This window comes from Aquamicrobium defluvii (assembly GCF_004363725.1).
In the GTDB taxonomy this organism is placed as follows: Bacteria; Pseudomonadota; Alphaproteobacteria; order Rhizobiales; family Rhizobiaceae; genus Mesorhizobium; species Mesorhizobium defluvii.
In genome coordinates, this window is the sequence record NZ_SNZF01000001.1 from 127,249 (window position 1) to 142,026 (window position 14,778).

The 14,778-nt window shown below is 60.8% G+C and carries 14 protein-coding genes and 1 tRNA gene; 13 read left to right on the forward strand and 2 right to left on the reverse strand.

All coding sequences use genetic code 11. From position 1 onward, the window contains the following. The first annotated feature begins 5 nt into the window (after positions 1–5). The 8 genes from nuoN (at position 6) to DES43_RS00675 (ending at position 8,782) form a co-directional block, all read left to right on the forward strand. Entirely contained in the window at positions 6–1,442 is a 1,437-nt protein-coding gene (nuoN, locus tag DES43_RS00640) for an NADH-quinone oxidoreductase subunit NuoN (protein ID WP_035023845.1), read from the forward strand. After that, positions 1,442–2,278, forward strand: coding sequence for a biotin--[acetyl-CoA-carboxylase] ligase (locus DES43_RS00645; RefSeq protein WP_035023843.1), 837 nt, complete (start codon positions 1,442–1,444; stop codon positions 2,276–2,278). Before nuoN ends, DES43_RS00645 begins: the two co-directional genes overlap by 1 nt. Positions 2,279–2,377: 99 nt before the next feature. Then, on the forward strand, positions 2,378–4,048 hold the full coding sequence (locus DES43_RS00650; protein ID WP_035023841.1) for a ribonuclease J: 1,671 nt from the start codon (positions 2,378–2,380) through the stop codon (positions 4,046–4,048). A 29-nt stretch (positions 4,049–4,077) separates the two neighbouring features. Further along, entirely contained in the window at positions 4,078–4,485 is a 408-nt protein-coding gene (mce, locus tag DES43_RS00655; protein ID WP_035023839.1) for a methylmalonyl-CoA epimerase, read from the forward strand. Continuing rightward, on the forward strand, positions 4,482–4,751 hold the full coding sequence (locus DES43_RS00660; protein WP_035023837.1) for a DUF1467 family protein: 270 nt from the start codon (positions 4,482–4,484) through the stop codon (positions 4,749–4,751). The genes mce and DES43_RS00660 overlap by 4 nt, the downstream gene beginning before the upstream one ends. 742 nt (positions 4,752–5,493) lie before the next feature. After that, on the forward strand, positions 5,494–6,822 hold the full coding sequence (proS, locus tag DES43_RS00665) for a proline--tRNA ligase (protein ID WP_133674764.1): 1,329 nt from the start codon (positions 5,494–5,496) through the stop codon (positions 6,820–6,822). Next, entirely contained in the window at positions 6,819–8,102 is a 1,284-nt protein-coding gene (locus tag DES43_RS00670) for a lipoprotein-releasing ABC transporter permease subunit (RefSeq protein WP_035023833.1), read from the forward strand. The genes proS and DES43_RS00670 overlap by 4 nt, the downstream gene beginning before the upstream one ends. After that, the gene (locus DES43_RS00675; protein WP_035023831.1) at positions 8,102–8,782 is read left to right on the forward strand and encodes an ABC transporter ATP-binding protein; all 681 of its coding nucleotides are present in this window, start codon (positions 8,102–8,104) and stop codon (positions 8,780–8,782) included. The genes DES43_RS00670 and DES43_RS00675 overlap by 1 nt, the downstream gene beginning before the upstream one ends. 759 nt (positions 8,783–9,541) lie before the next feature. On the opposite strand, the gene lipB is transcribed toward DES43_RS00675, so the two are convergent. Continuing rightward, entirely contained in the window at positions 9,542–10,312 is a 771-nt protein-coding gene (lipB, locus tag DES43_RS00680) for a lipoyl(octanoyl) transferase LipB (RefSeq protein WP_051520409.1), read from the reverse strand. 186 nt (positions 10,313–10,498) lie between these two features. Between lipB and DES43_RS00685 the strand changes: the two genes are divergently transcribed. The 3 genes from DES43_RS00685 (at position 10,499) to DES43_RS00695 (ending at position 11,930) form a co-directional block, all read left to right on the forward strand. Then, a tRNA-Leu gene (locus DES43_RS00685) sits at positions 10,499–10,583 on the forward strand. A 770-nt stretch (positions 10,584–11,353) separates the two neighbouring features. After that, the gene (locus tag DES43_RS00690; protein ID WP_035023830.1) at positions 11,354–11,563 is read left to right on the forward strand and encodes a cold-shock protein; all 210 of its coding nucleotides are present in this window, start codon (positions 11,354–11,356) and stop codon (positions 11,561–11,563) included. Between the two features lie 133 nt (positions 11,564–11,696). Beyond that, positions 11,697–11,930, forward strand: coding sequence for a hypothetical protein (locus DES43_RS00695; RefSeq protein ID WP_051520399.1), 234 nt, complete (start codon positions 11,697–11,699; stop codon positions 11,928–11,930). A 250-nt stretch (positions 11,931–12,180) separates the two neighbouring features. On the opposite strand, the gene DES43_RS00700 is transcribed toward DES43_RS00695, so the two are convergent. Then, positions 12,181–12,390 (reverse strand): hypothetical protein, encoded by a 210-nt coding sequence (locus tag DES43_RS00700; RefSeq protein ID WP_035023828.1) that lies wholly within the window; start codon positions 12,388–12,390, stop codon positions 12,181–12,183. Between the two features lie 213 nt (positions 12,391–12,603). Between DES43_RS00700 and mgtE the strand changes: the two genes are divergently transcribed. Together mgtE and DES43_RS00710 are read left to right on the forward strand one after the other, a co-directional pair. Continuing rightward, the gene (mgtE, locus tag DES43_RS00705; RefSeq protein WP_035023826.1) at positions 12,604–14,022 is read left to right on the forward strand and encodes a magnesium transporter; all 1,419 of its coding nucleotides are present in this window, start codon (positions 12,604–12,606) and stop codon (positions 14,020–14,022) included. A 337-nt stretch (positions 14,023–14,359) separates the two neighbouring features. Then, positions 14,360–14,746: a MerR family transcriptional regulator gene (locus DES43_RS00710; protein ID WP_035024121.1), complete on the forward strand. Its 387-nt coding sequence runs from the start codon at positions 14,360–14,362 to the stop codon at positions 14,744–14,746. The last annotated feature ends 32 nt before the right edge of the window (positions 14,747–14,778 follow it).

Here is a 14,778-nt window from a genome sequence, read left to right on the forward strand (position 1 = left end):
TAACAATGACGCCGGAACTCTCCACCAGTCTCGCGCTCGTCACGCCCGAGCTCATCATCGTCGCAGGCGCCATCGTGCTTCTGATGATCGGTGTGTTCTCAAGCGGCCGGCCGGGCGCATTGGTCACGACGCTTGCCGTGCTGGTCATGGCGGTTGCCGGCCTGTGGCTGGCATTCTTCACCGGTGAGGGCAGGGCGTTCGGCAATTCCTTCGTGGTCGATCCGTTCGCGCGCTTCATGAAGCTGCTGACGCTCGGCGGCTCGGCCGTGGCGCTGGTCATGTCGATCGGCTACAGCCGCGCGCACCGCTTCGACACCTTCGAATATCCCGTTCTGGTCATGCTTTCGACCGTCGGCATGCTGCTGATGGCCTCGGCCAACGACATGATCGCGCTTTATCTGAGCTTCGAGTTGCAGTCGCTGGCGCTCTACATCGTCGCGGCCATCAACCGCGACTCGCTGCGCTCCAGCGAGGCCGGCCTCAAATATTTCGTGCTCGGCGCGCTCGGCACGGGCATGATGCTCTACGGCATCTCGCTGGTCTACGGCTATACCGGCTCGGTCGACTTCGAGGTCATTGCATCCGTGATTTCGGGACAGGGACGCCAGATCGGCGTGCTGTTCGGCATCGTGTTCATCCTGTCCGGCCTCGTTTTCAAGATTTCCGCAGCGCCGTTCCACATGTGGACGCCGGACGTCTACGAGGGCGCGCCGACGCCGGTGACGGCGTTCTTCGCGGTGGCTCCGAAGGTCGCGACCATGGCGCTCATCCTGCGCATGGTGATGGAGACGTTCCAGCCGGCTGCTTCGGACTGGCAGCAGATCATCGTGTTCGTGTCCATCGCCTCGATGGCGCTCGGTTCCTTCGCGGCCATCGGCCAGCGCAACATCAAGCGCCTGATGGCCTATTCGTCCATCGGCCATATGGGCTTCGCGCTGGTCGGCCTTGCGGCCAACAGCGAGGCGGGCGTGCGCGGCGTGCTCATCTACATGATGATCTATGTCGCCATGACGCTGGGCGTCTTCGCCTTCATCCTGTCGATGCGCCGCAACGACGAGAATGTGGAGGAGATCGGCGATCTGGCCGGCCTTTCCCAAACCAATCCGGTCATGGCCACCATCATGACGCTGATGCTGTTTTCGCTGGCGGGCATCCCCTGGCTGGCGGGGTTCTGGGCCAAGTGGTACGTTTTCCTCGCGGCCATCGACGCGGGCCTCTACGCTCTTTCCATTATCGGCGTTCTGACTTCGGTGGTGGCGGCGTTCTATTATCTGCGCATCATCAAGATCATGTGGTTCGATGAACCGGCCGGCGGATTCCAGCCGATGTCGGCCGAACTGCGCGTCATCCTCGGCCTGTCCGGCGCCTTCGTCACCTTCTATGTGCTGTTCGGCGCTCCGATCGGCGCGATGGCGCAGGCAGCGGCCAAGACGTTCTTCTGATGGCGTTTACGCTGGCGCCGACTGCGGCATCCGATGGCTATCGCCTCGAGGCGCTGGACACGGTCGGCTCCACCAATGCGCAGGCGCTCGATCATGCCCGCGCCGGAGATTCCGGCAAGCTGTGGGTCGTGTCGAAGAACCAGCAGAGCGGGCGCGGACGGCGCGGCCGTGCCTGGCAGTCGCCGCCGGGCAATCTTGCCGCGACCCTGCTCGTGGTCGCCGATTATGAGCTGAAGCTCGCCTCGACGCTTGGCTTCGTGGCCGGACTGGCGCTGGCCGATGCGCTGGATGCCGTTGCGCCGAAGGGCAGCATTTCCGTGGGCGTCGATGGTGGCGGCAATTTCGGCAAGGGCGGCAGCAACCGGTTCGAGCTGAAATGGCCGAACGACGTGCTGGCCTCCGGCGCCAAGCTTGCCGGCATCCTGCTGGAATCCACCATGCTGGACGAAGGCCGGTTCGCGGTGGCGGTCGGCATTGGCGTCAATGTGGTCGCCCATCCCGATGACCTGCCATATCCGGCGACATCGCTGAAAAAGCTCGGCGCAACCTGCGACGCCGAAACGCTGTTTCTGGCGCTGTCCGATGCATGGGCGGTCAATGCGCGGCTGTGGGGCGAGGGGCGAGGTCTTGCCGCCATTCGCAACCGCTGGCTGGAGCGCGCCGCCGGCATCGGCAGCGAGGTTGCCGTGCACATCGACAACCGCGTGGTGCGCGGTATTTTCGAGACCATCGACGAGGACTGTCGTTTTGTCATCCGGGACCATGACGGGGGGACGGTGACGATTGCGGCGGGCGATGTGCATTTCGGCGCGGTCGCCAGCGCAGGCGCGATCTGACAATTCCGTGGAAACAGCAACCGGTTCTCTTGTCTGCGATTGCGTCAGGCGCGGAGATATCTAGAGCGGAAATGAGTTCCGCATGATTTGGAGACGAGTATGGCTGTGAAGGAAAATGCCGAGCTGGTGTTCGCGCCCCTGGGAGGCGTTGGCGAGATTGGCATGAACTTCGCCCTCTACGGCTACGGTCCCGCCAACGCCCGCGAGTGGCTGATCGTCGATGTCGGCGTGACCTTTCCGGACGCCGCACATCCCGGCGTCGACCTCATCCTGCCGGATACGCGTTTCATCGAGGACAAGCTCGACAGGCTGCGCGGCATCGTCATCACCCATGCGCATGAGGACCACTACGGTGCGCTGCACGACATCTGGCCGCGCCTGAAGGCCCCGGTGTGGATGACGCCTTTCGCCGCCGGCCTGCTCGAAGCCAAGCGGCAGTCCGAGCAGGGCGCGCCGAAAATCCCGGTGACCATCTATCGCGCCGGCGAGAAGTTTACGGTCGGGCCCTTCGAGATCGAGGCCATTCCGGTGGCGCATTCCATTCCCGAGCCGATGTCGCTGGCCATCACCACACCGGCCGGAACGGTGATCCACACCGGCGACTGGAAGATAGACCCCGCCCCGACGCTCGGCCCCAAGACGGACGAGGCGCGCTTTCGCGCTTATGGCGACAAGGGCGTTCTGGCGCTGATCTGCGATTCCACCAATGCGCTGAGGGAAGGGGATTCGCCCTCGGAGGAGGAAGTGGGCGCCAGTCTCAAGACCCTCATCGAGCAGGAGAAGGGGCGCGTCGCCATCACGACTTTCTCCTCCAATGTCGGTCGTATCATCTCGATTGCCCGCGCTGCGCGGGATGCCGGACGCAAATGCCTGGTGCTCGGCCGCTCTCTGAAGCGGGTCATCGAGGTGGCAGACGAACTCGGCTATCTGGACGGCCTGCCGGAATTCGTGGCGGAAGAAGACTACAACTTCATCGACAGACGCGAACTGGTCATCATCTGCACCGGCAGCCAGGGCGAACCGCTGGCGGCGCTCGCCAAGCTGTCGCGCGACGAGATGAAGACGGTCGCGCTCAATGCGGGCGATACCGTGATCTTCTCCTCGCGCACCATTCCCGGCAACGAAAAGGCCATTCTGGAGATCAAGAACCGCCTGATCGATCTCGGCATCAGGATCATCGAGGACGGCGATGCGCTCGTGCATGTCTCCGGCCACCCGCGCCGCAGCGAACTGAAGCGCATGTATGAATGGGTGCGCCCGCAGATCGGCGTGCCCGTGCATGGCGAAGCCGCGCATCTGGTCGCTCAGGGTTCCCTGATGGCCATGGCCGGCATCGGCCAGGTGGCGCAGGTGCGCGACGGCGACATGCTGCGCCTGTGGCCGGGAGCGGCCACGATCATCGATCAGGTGCCGTTCGGCCGCCTCTACAAGGATGGCAAGCTTGTCGGCACCGACGAGACGATGGGTATCCGTGACCGCCGCAAGCTTTCCTATGCGGGGCATGTCGTGGTCAATGTCGTGCTGGACGATCGCTACGAGCTTTCCGGTGACCCCGATCTCGTCGCGGTCGGCGTTGCGCAGGTCGATGCAGGCGGCGAGCCGCTGGAAGATCTGATGATCGATGCGGCAATAGGCGCGGTGGACTCCATCCCGCGACAGCGTCGAAAAGACCTCGATCTGGTACAGGAATCCGTGCGCCGTGCGGTGCGCGCCGCCGCCAATCAGGCGTGGGGCAAGAAGCCGCTGGTGACAGTGTTCGTGACCCGCTAGCGGCGGGCTTTCATTCGGGGAGTGAGGCAATGAAGCTCGGACGTCTCAATCACGTTGCTATTGCCGTGCCGGACCTTGAAAAGGCAACCGCCATCTATCGCGATACGCTGGGGGGCTCAGTCACCGAGCCTCAGGCATTGCCCGAGCATGGAGTGACGGTGGTGTTCGTCGATCTCGGCAACACCAAGGTCGAGCTTCTGGAGCCCCTGGGCGAGGGTTCGCCCATAGGCGCCTTCCTTGAAAAGAACCCGTCCGGCGGCATGCATCATGTCTGCTACGAAGTGGACGACATCATTGTAGCGCGTGACCGGCTGAAGGCCGGCGGCGCGCGCGTTCTGGGCGACGGCGAACCGAAGACGGGTGCCCACGGCAAGCCCGTGCTGTTCCTGCATCCCAAGGATTTCTGCGGAACGCTGGTCGAACTGGAACAGGCATGAGCTGGGTTTCACTCGTCGCCATCTATTTCGTGATGTGGTGGCTGGTTCTGTTCGCCATCCTGCCCTTCGGCGTGAAAACGCAGGACGACGACGACAATGTCACGCTGGGCACCGTTTCCAGCGCACCGCGCGGGCCGCATATGCTGCGCGCCGTCATCTGGACGACAATCGTCACCACGATCATCATGGGCATCTATGGCTGGCTGACACTGGGGCTCGGCTACAGCTTCGACGATATCCCGCGCATGGTTCCGGGTTCGGACTGAACGAAATTCCCGTGCCGGGTTGCCGAATGGCTGCTTGCGGCCCCTGCCGGCCAGCATAATGCTGATTGCGGACAGGGATTTCCTGTTTGAAGCGTGTCGCGATCTTTCAGATTCGCTCCATACGCTTCAGGTTCCTGTTTCTACGCATGTTCGTTGTCCCGAAACCGGCTCCCACTTTCGGGTGACATGCGTGAGAAGAACCTGAAAGCCACCGCATGTCCGGAAACCGGAAGCTGTAGCTGGAACAATGGGTCCGGCTGCGACGTTGCCATGAAGATCTAACTCTCAATGGAACGGGCAAGGGCTGCGATGGCTGAAATCTGCACAAAAAAAATGCAAGGCTGGAGGCCTTGCAAATTGAACGCGTCCGATCCGTTTCCGTATTCCGGCGGCAGCGAGTAACCGCGCCTAGATCGCATCCTCCCAAGACTTTGACCGCGTAGGAGAACAGATTTTCCCTCTGCTCTCTCGATTATGCGTGGCACACTAGACCAATAAAGCCGGCAAAGTCACTATAAATTTTGCCCCGAAGTGAACTTAAATGTGCTGCAATGCACAATAACGTGGCACGGCCTGCCTATGCGATGAACAAGCCGGACCGGCATGACTTTCAGCAAAGAAACGCGACGAAACGTCGAATGTCGCTGCGGGTTTCCAATCTGCCATGAAATGGCTATGAAGCCGGAACAAACAGGCCTCGGTACGCCGATTCAGGTCGTGCCCTTTTCTCACGGATCAGCATATGCGTTTGTCGCGCTATTTTTTGCCCATTCTCAAGGAAAACCCGCGCGAGGCCGAAATCGTCTCGCACCGGCTTATGCTGCGCGCCGGCATGATCCGCCAGCAGGGCGCGGGAAGCTTCTCGTGGCTGCCGCTGGGCAAGCGCGTTCTCGACAAGGTGTGCCGGATCATCCGTGAGGAGCAGGATCGCTCCGGGGCGCTGGAGATTATGATGCCGACCATCCAGTCGGCCGATCTGTGGCGCGAGAGCGGGCGCTACGACGCCTATGGCAAGGAGATGCTGCGCATCAAGGACCGCCATGAGCGCGACATGCTTTACGGGCCGACGAATGAAGAGATGGTGACGGATATTTTCCGCGCCTATGTGAAATCCTACAAGGACCTTCCACTCAACCTCTACCATATCCAGTGGAAGTTCCGCGACGAGGTGCGCCCGCGTTTCGGCGTCATGCGTTCGCGCGAGTTCCTGATGAAGGACGCCTATTCCTTCGACCTCGACTATGAGGGGGCGAAGGAAGCCTATCATCGCATGTTCGTGGCTTACCTGCGCACCTTCACGCGCATGGGCCTGCAGGCCATTCCGATGCGCGCCGACACCGGCCCGATCGGTGGCGACCTGAGCCACGAGTTCATCATTCTGGCGGAAACCGGCGAGAGCCAGGTCTATTGCCATCGCGACTATCTCGGCTTCGAGGTGCCGGGCGAGGATGTCGATTTCGGCAATGCCGCGGAGATCGCCGGCATCGTCGGGAAGTGGACGACGCCCTATGCGGCGACCGACGAAATGCATGACGAGGCCGCATGGAGCGCCATTGCCGGGGACGACAAGGTTTCGGCGCGCGGCATCGAGGTCGGCCACATCTTCCACTTCGGCGAGAAATATTCGAAGCCGATGAATGCCAGTGTCACCGGACCGGACGGCAAGGAGCATTTCGTCTCCATGGGGTCCTATGGCATCGGCCCCTCGCGGCTGATCGCTGCCATCATCGAAGCGAGCCATGACGAGAACGGCATCGTGTGGCCGGAATCCATTTCGCCGTTCGATGTCGCGCTCATCAATATGAAGTCCGGTGACACCGAATGCGACCGCGTTTGCAACGAGCTTGAGGCAGCCCTGTCCGCCGCGGGCAAGGATGTGCTCTACGACGACACCGACCAGCGGCCGGGCGCCAAATTCGCCACCGCCGACCTGATCGGACTGCCATGGCAGCTTATCGTCAGTCCGCGCGGCGTGGCGGCTGGCGAGGTCGAGCTGAAGAACCGCAAGACCGGCGAACGCGAGAACCTGTCCATAGCGGCGGCGATCGCGCGACTTGGTGGCATTGCATGAGCAAGACGTCCGCGAAGCCTTCCGCCGCCGGGCCGTTTTCCGGTTTCGAGCGCATGGTGGCCTGGCGCTACCTGCGTTCGCGCCGCAAGGAGACGGTCATCTCGGTCATCGCGTCGATCTCGTTCCTCGGCATCATGCTGGGTGTGGCGACGCTGATCGTGGTGATGGCGGTGATGAACGGCTTCCGCGCCGAACTGCTCACCCGTATCCTCGGCGTCAACGGTCATCTGATCGTGACGCCGATCGACCTGCCGCTTGAGGACTATCAGCAGGTGGCCGACCGTATCAACGGCGTGGGCGGCGTCAGATACGCCCTGCCGCTGATTGACGGGCAGGTGCTGGCACAGGGCAATGTCGGATCCGGTACCGGCGCTCTGGTGCGCGGCATAAGGGGGGCGGACCTGTCCAAAGTGGCAATGGTCGCCGACAATATCCGCTTCGGCACACTGGAGAATTTCGACCAGTCCGACGGCGTCGCGGTCGGCTCGCGCATGGCCGGCAATCTCGGACTGGCGGTTGGCGACACGATCACCCTGACTTCACCCGACGGTGACGTCACGCCGTTCGGCACCACGGCGAGAATCAAGGGTTATACGGTTGTCGCCATCTTCGAGGTGGGCATGTCGGAATATGACAGCTCGATCGTCTACATGCCGCTGTCGGAAGCCCAGCTTTATTTCAACATGGAAAATCTCGCGCAAAGCATCGAGATCTATGTCGACAATCCGGATGCTGTCGACGCTCTGAAGCCGAAGGTCGAGGAGGCGGCGCAGCGGCCGATCCTTCTGAGCGACTGGCGCCAGCACAACCAGACCTTCTTCTCGGCCCTGCAGGTAGAGCGCAACGTCATGTTCATGATCCTGACCCTGATCGTTCTGGTGGCTGCGCTCAACATCATTTCCGGCCTCATCATGCTGGTGAAGGACAAGGGTCACGATATCGCCATCCTGCGCACCATGGGCGCGACACGGGGAGCGATCCTGCGCATCTTCCTGATGACGGGCGCGGCAATCGGAGTGGTGGGCACCCTGGCCGGCTTCGTGCTGGGGGTCGTGATTTGCCTCAATGTCGAGCACATACGCCAGTTCTTCTCGTGGATTTCAGGCACGATCCTGTTCAACCCGGAACTCTATTTCCTCAGCCAGCTACCAGCCAGGATGGATGCGGGCGAAACGTTCTCGGTCATCCTGATGGCGCTCGTGCTGTCGTTCATCGCCACGCTGTTTCCTGCCTGGCGGGCGGCGCGGCTCGACCCTGTCGAAGCGCTGAGGTATGAGTGATGGCGAATGCCGTTCTCGAACTGAAGGGCGTCGAGCGCCATTATCAGCAGGGTGAGCGCAGGCTCACCATATTGAGCGGCACGGATTTCGTGCTGCGGTCCGGCGAGATGGTGGCGCTGGTGGCGCCTTCCGGCACCGGCAAGTCGACCTTGCTGCATACGGCCGGGCTTCTGGAAAGGCCGGACGGCGGCGACGTCGTCCTGGCTGGACGAAATTGCGGCAGGCTTTCGGACGATCAGCGTACGGCGATCCGCCGCAACGACATCGGTTTCGTCTACCAGTTCCATCATCTGCTGCCCGAATTCTCCGCGCTGGAGAACGTGATGATGCCGCAGCTCATCAAGGGGTTGCCGCGCGCCGAGGCGGCCGAGCGGGCAGGGCAATTGCTGGATTACATGCAGCTTGGAAAGCGCACCACGCACCGGCCTTCTGAATTGTCGGGCGGTGAGCAGCAGCGCGTGGCAATTGCGCGCGCCGTGGCCAACGCGCCGCTGGTGCTGCTGGCCGACGAGCCGACCGGCAATCTCGATCCGGTCACCGCTTCCTACGTGTTCCAGGCACTGTCGGCGCTTGTGCGGCAGTCGGGCCTCGCGGCGCTGATCGCCACCCACAATCATGAGCTCGCCGCCCGTATGGACCGGCGGGTGACCCTGTCCGAAGGCAAGGTCGTTCCTCTCTGAAACTCCGTTGTTGGTTACAACTTCGTATCGCCTGAAGCGGGTATCCATATCGGGAGCGCCTTTCCATGACGGGAAGGGTCGGCCAGGGTCGTTTGCGGTCCGGGCCCGACAACTGGCTGCGTGAACTGCGCGGATCGATATCCCGCTCCCGATGTCCTGCTGGCCTGAATCTTCAGTGCCCTGACATCACGAAGTGCAATTCCCGACACGCGAGCCCGGCTGTTCGGGGCTGATCGCATGCCTTCCTCGTCAGGCCCGGAAACTAATCCTTAACCCTGAGAATCAGCCGATTCCGATTCGGATGAAGATGCAATTCTGCTAATTGACATTTGAACAGAATTAGAACAAATTGAGAACATATAGAAAACAGGAGCAAGCCATGACCGATCTCGTTCAGGATGTTGTCTCGATGGTGTGCATGGGAACCTTCCTTGTTTCCATGGCAATGTGGATAGGTGCACTCTGATCAGGGTGACGATAAAGGGTTCCGAACCGATCCGAGGCACCGTTTCCGGCCAGCGTCCCGATGGCGGGGTTCTCTGGTGAGGGAGGCTGCATTTGCCGTTATGGCCCCTGTGAAGATGGCAGGTTGTCTGCAAGGCAGGCTTTCGCCCCGACGTTGGGGCGCTTGCGTCCTTTCGGATACACAAAAATGCCGCCCCAGCCATGCAGTTTCTCGTTGCCGGTTTTCTGTTGCTGGAAATGAGAACCGCCGCAGGCGTTCAGGCCGGGCGGCGGGGAAGGGGCTGCCGGTCTCGTTCAGGAGGCAATGTCGGGTGCGGCCGGGTCGGGTACGGCTGGCGAATCCGGTTCGATCTGGGTCGTGACAGGGCCGAAAACGTCTTCGAAGGCGGCTTTCAGCGCGATATCCAGATCGGCCATGGTTACCGGCAGGCCGAGATCGACGAGGCTGGTGACGCCATGCTTCTGGACGCCGCAGGGCACGATGCCTCCAAAATGGGTCAGGTCGGGTTCCACATTGATGGCGATGCCATGGAAGCTGACCCATTTGCGCATGCGGATGCCGATTGCGGCGATCTTGTCCTCGGCCATGGAGCCATCCGGCATCGGCGGGCGCTCCGGCCGCTGCACCCATACGCCGACGCGGTCCTCACGGCGCTCTCCCCTGATGTTGAAGGCGTCCAGCGTGCGAATGATCCATTCTTCCAGTGCGGCTACAAAGGCGCGCACATCCTCTCGCCGGCGCTTAAGATCGAGCATGACATAGGCGACGCGCTGGCCGGGGCCGTGATAGGTGTATTCGCCGCCCCGGCCGGCGGCGTAGACAGGAAAACGCTCCGGATCGATGAGATCCTCTGCCCGTGCGCTGGTGCCGGATGTGTAAAGGGGAGGGTGTTCGACGAGCCAGATCATTTCGCGAGCGCCCACGCTGCGAATCGATTCTGCATAGGCTTCCATGAAGGCCAGTGCCCGCGGATAATCGAGGAGGCCGGGCTCGACGCGCCACTCGACGGGTGCGGAGCCGGCTCTGGCAAAAAACGACGTGGCGATCTGGCTGCGTTCAGGCATGTGCTGGTCCATATTTCACCCGATCATATGGCGAGAAATGCCCCGCACGTCCAGCGGCCGGGGCATGGAGGCAGGCGTGCAGGCAGCGCTGTGATTTAAAGCGCGATTATTCCTCCAGATACCCTTGTTTCGGGATAAGCGATTTGCTACACGCCGCGTGCCGAACATGTTTGGCTCCTACCACGGGCGGTCGTGGCGGAATTGGTAGACGCGCAGCGTTGAGGTCGCTGTGGGGCAACCCGTGGAAGTTCGAGTCTTCTCGACCGCACCATTCTAAATATACAGTCGATCATTGTGATTTTTGATTTTTCCCGCGCACCGTATCGAGGTGCGGGGTGTTGGACGTTCCTGATCTTTTCCAGCGCCTGTTTTGGCCAGCTGTTTTCGGTCACCCGTTTTCGCATAATGGCTCGCCATTGTTTCGCCTATCTGGCCAAACATTACCTCCAATTCTCCGACTGCTGCGCCAGCTTCCGCTGCCCTTGTCGCGCCAGCTGTGCGAGCACCATGAGCGGATTTCCTGAATCCGGCCTTATTGCAGCCCGCGCGGAGGATATTCCCGAACGATTCTTTCCTGAGCGGCCTGACCATATCTTCGAACGCGTCGCGAAGTTTTCAAATCTTCTCCCTATGCTTCCGGACGACAAGCTGTAGATGGCACCAGCATCTCCGGGACTCCTGCCGGCCGCAGGGGGGGTGCAACTGAAATATGCGGCGGTTCCCCATGGCGGCCACGCACGCGACATGCCGCAATCTGTTCGTCGTCCAGGGCGTGCTTTCGCGGTCCCCAAGCGTTCAGGGGCGGTAGATATTTCACCCGCTGAATTCAGTCAGATGACCCGTTTATAAGAAGAAGATAAATTTTCGGATTGAATCTTGAAATCGGCGCAATTGCAGGGTAGCTTTCATGATCGATATTGCTGATGAACTTTGTTTCACGCTTTGGCGTTCTGACGATATTCCCCTCTCAATCTCGAAAGGCTAGGCGCCTGACATTCGGTCGGGCGACGAAAATCTGTGCCGATTTGAAAGGAAATCGTCATGAACACCGGAACGGTCAAGTTCTTCAATTCCACCAAGGGTTTCGGCTTCATTGAAGTGGGTAACGGACAGCCGGACGTATTCGTCCATGTTTCTGCTGTCGAGCGTGCAGGCATGCGCACCCTGGTCGAGGGCCAGAAGCTCAGCTTCGATGTTGTGAAGGATAATCGCAACGGCAAGAGCGCGGCCGAAAACCTTCAGGCGGCCTGACGAAAATCTGCCTCTGGCTTGTGACCACGGATGTACTGGTACGACCCATCGAGGCGGGCAGGAGAAGGTCGGGAATTTCCCGGCCTTTTTCATTTTCTGCAAAGGTTTTCATTTTCTGCAAAGGAGTGATGTTATGGATGACAGCGCTGTCGGGGGAGTTTTCACCCCCAAGCTCACCAAAATGGAAACCAAGGCGGAAATATCGGCGCGCGTAGCTCGCGAGATCAGTGATACCGAAGTCGGCAGACGCAACGCCAAGACCGCACGGCTTCGGCAGGCGCGGCTGGAAATGGAGGCGGAGTTGAACGCCAATCTGACCCTGCCAAAGCCTCGCGGAGCAAAGGCATCGATGAAAGCTGCTACCTGATCCTGTCTCCCGAAAAAGGCGACCGGTTTCAGGATCACGACATGCATGATGACAACAACTGGAAGCGCTGGGAAAGAACCTGAAAGAGCGTTGCCCGTTTGGAGGGCTTTGCAGTCGGGTAAAAATGGTCCGGCTGAAGAGGATGCTGACAGCGGAAGCAAGCTGCAGCGACGAATCTGGCTAACCAGAACATCTGGTCTTCGGATATGGCCCGCCTCTTCGGTGTGACAGCGCCTCGCTTGCCGACGGTTCAGCCTTCTGCAGGGTCCGGATCTCTGGAATATGCGGCCCGCTGACTGGGCAGGACCTGTTCGATTGCATCCAGTGTCTCCGGAACCGACCATCCCGCGTTGCCGGCCAGATCCAGCAATTCTCCAAGCGCAACGTCCATCGCCTTCCGGCAATCGCTGGCGCGGTCCGGATACATGCCCTCGTGTTTCGGCCGGATGATCTTTTCCATTTATCCCGAACGGCGATGTCAGGATTTGGTTCCACGCGGGCGGTTGATGGCTCCGTGCGGTTTCCCTCTTGCCAGCGTGCGCTACCTTCATGAATGTCAGCTAATTTTCATCCACGCGGATGATATTGTGGCGCATTCGTCTCCCTTGTTAATTCCTCCTGAATTACGCTACGGAGGCGGGGATCCGCAACTTCGAAGCAGCGCGAGGCAGTCTTGCAAAGTGGAAACGAACAAGCTGCTGAAGATGCTCCTGCGCATGCAGAGCATAGCGACATCTATGACGATGATGGCGTCGTTCGCGCGTCATTTCTCGCCCATATCGGCGCTGCCATCGCAGATCGAGATACGCTGACACTCAAGGGAGATGTCGCATCCCTGCACGAATCGGAACTCGGCGATCTGCTCGAGGCCCTGCAACCGGACCAGCGCCGGTCTCTGGTCGAATTGCTGGGGGCGGATTTCGATTTCTCGGCGCTTACCGAGGTGGACGAGGCGATCCGTCTCGACATCGTCGAGAACCTGCCAAACGAGCAGATCGCACAGGCGGTGCAGGAACTCGATTCCGACGATGCCGTCTACATTCTCGAAGACCTCGATCAGGAAGATCAGGACGAGATTCTGGCGCAGCTCCCGTTCACCGAACGGATCAGGCTGAGACGCTCTCTCGATTATCCGGAGGAAAGCGCCGGCCGGCGCATGCAGACCGAGTTCGTGGCCGTGCCGCCGTTCTGGACGGTTGGCCAGACCATCGACTACATGCGCGAGGACAAGGATCTTCCCGACAGCTTCAGCCAGATCTTCGTCATCGATCCGACCTTCAAGCTGCTCGGCGCCGTGCATCTCGACCAGATCCTGCGCACCAAGCGCGCGGTGAAGGTCGAGGACATCATGCACGAGACCCGCCATGCCATTCCGGCCACGATGGACCAGGAGGAGGCGGCCCGCGAGTTCGAACAGTACGACCTTCTGTCGGCCGCGGTGGTGGACGAGAACGAGCGGCTGGTCGGCGTGCTGACCATCGACGACGTGGTGGACGTGATCCAGCAGGAAGCCGAGGAAGACCTTATGCGCCTCGGCGGCGTGGGCGATGAGGAACTGTCCGACACCATACTGGCGGCGTCGCGCTCGCGCGTGCCGTGGCTGCTGGTCAATCTGTTCACTGCTTTCCTCGCCGCCTCGGTTATCGGGCTGTTCGACCATACGATCGAACGGGTGGTGGCGCTGGCGGTGCTCATGCCGATCGTGGCCGGCATGGGCGGCAATGCCGCCTCGCAGACCATGACGGTGACGGTGCGCGCGCTGGCTACGAAAGACCTCGACATCTACAATGCATGGCGCATCATACGCCGCGAGATGGGCGTCGGCTTCATCAACGGCATCATATTCGCGATGCTGATCGGCACGGTCGCCGCGACATGGTTCTCCGATCCCTATCTTGGCGGCATCATTGCAGGCGCCATGGTCATCAACATGTTCGTGGCGGCGCTGGCCGGCATTCTGATTCCCCTGGTGCTTGACCGTTACGGGATCGATCCTGCCGTGGCTTCCGCCGTTTTCGTCACCGCCGTCACCGATGTCGTGGGATTTTTCGCCTTTCTCGGGCTGGCGTCATGGTGGTTCGGCTTCAGTTGAATGGATTTAATTGACTTTTACGTAAGCGCTGTGCGAGATTCCTAAATCTTGCTCGACCGCAGGCACTTTGGCGGTTCCGCGACAGTCTGAACAGGAAAAGCCCGTTTGGGATCAGGTATGGGCGCGGGTTCAGGCCGAGGGTCTGCGACGGCGGACAAGGGAACCACGCTTGGGGAGAACTCAAGTTCAACCGAAGCTGCGAGCCGCAAATGTGTCCGGAACGGCAGATGGTCCGGTGCAGTCGTGATGCGCACGGTTTCACCGGTCGTTGCATGAGGCAGCAGGAAGAACGAGAAAGAGCGGCGTTGGGCTTGTCCGCGCCAGCTACAGGATGATGATGCGGGAATATTACACCATCACCGAACTGACGCGGGAATTCGGCGTTTCCACCCGGACCTTGCGCTTTTATGAGGACGAAGGGCTGGTCCAGCCGGTCCGTCGCGGCCGCACGCGGCTGTTCAGGCCCTCCGACCGTCATCTTGTCCGCCAGATTTTGCGCGGCAAGCGTCTGGGCTTCTCCATTAACGAAATCCGCGAGATCATCAAGATGTACAAGGAGCCGCCGGGCGAAGTCGGCCAGCTCCAGCTCATGGTCAAGAGGATCGAGGAAAAACGCGAGGAATTACGTCAGAAACGCCGCGATCTCGAGGATACGCTTGCAGAACTGGATCAGGCGGAGGACGCCTGCCTCGAGCGCATGGCCGAACTCGGCGTGAACACTTGATGTCTACATGCTGCGCGGCGATTTTGCGCGAA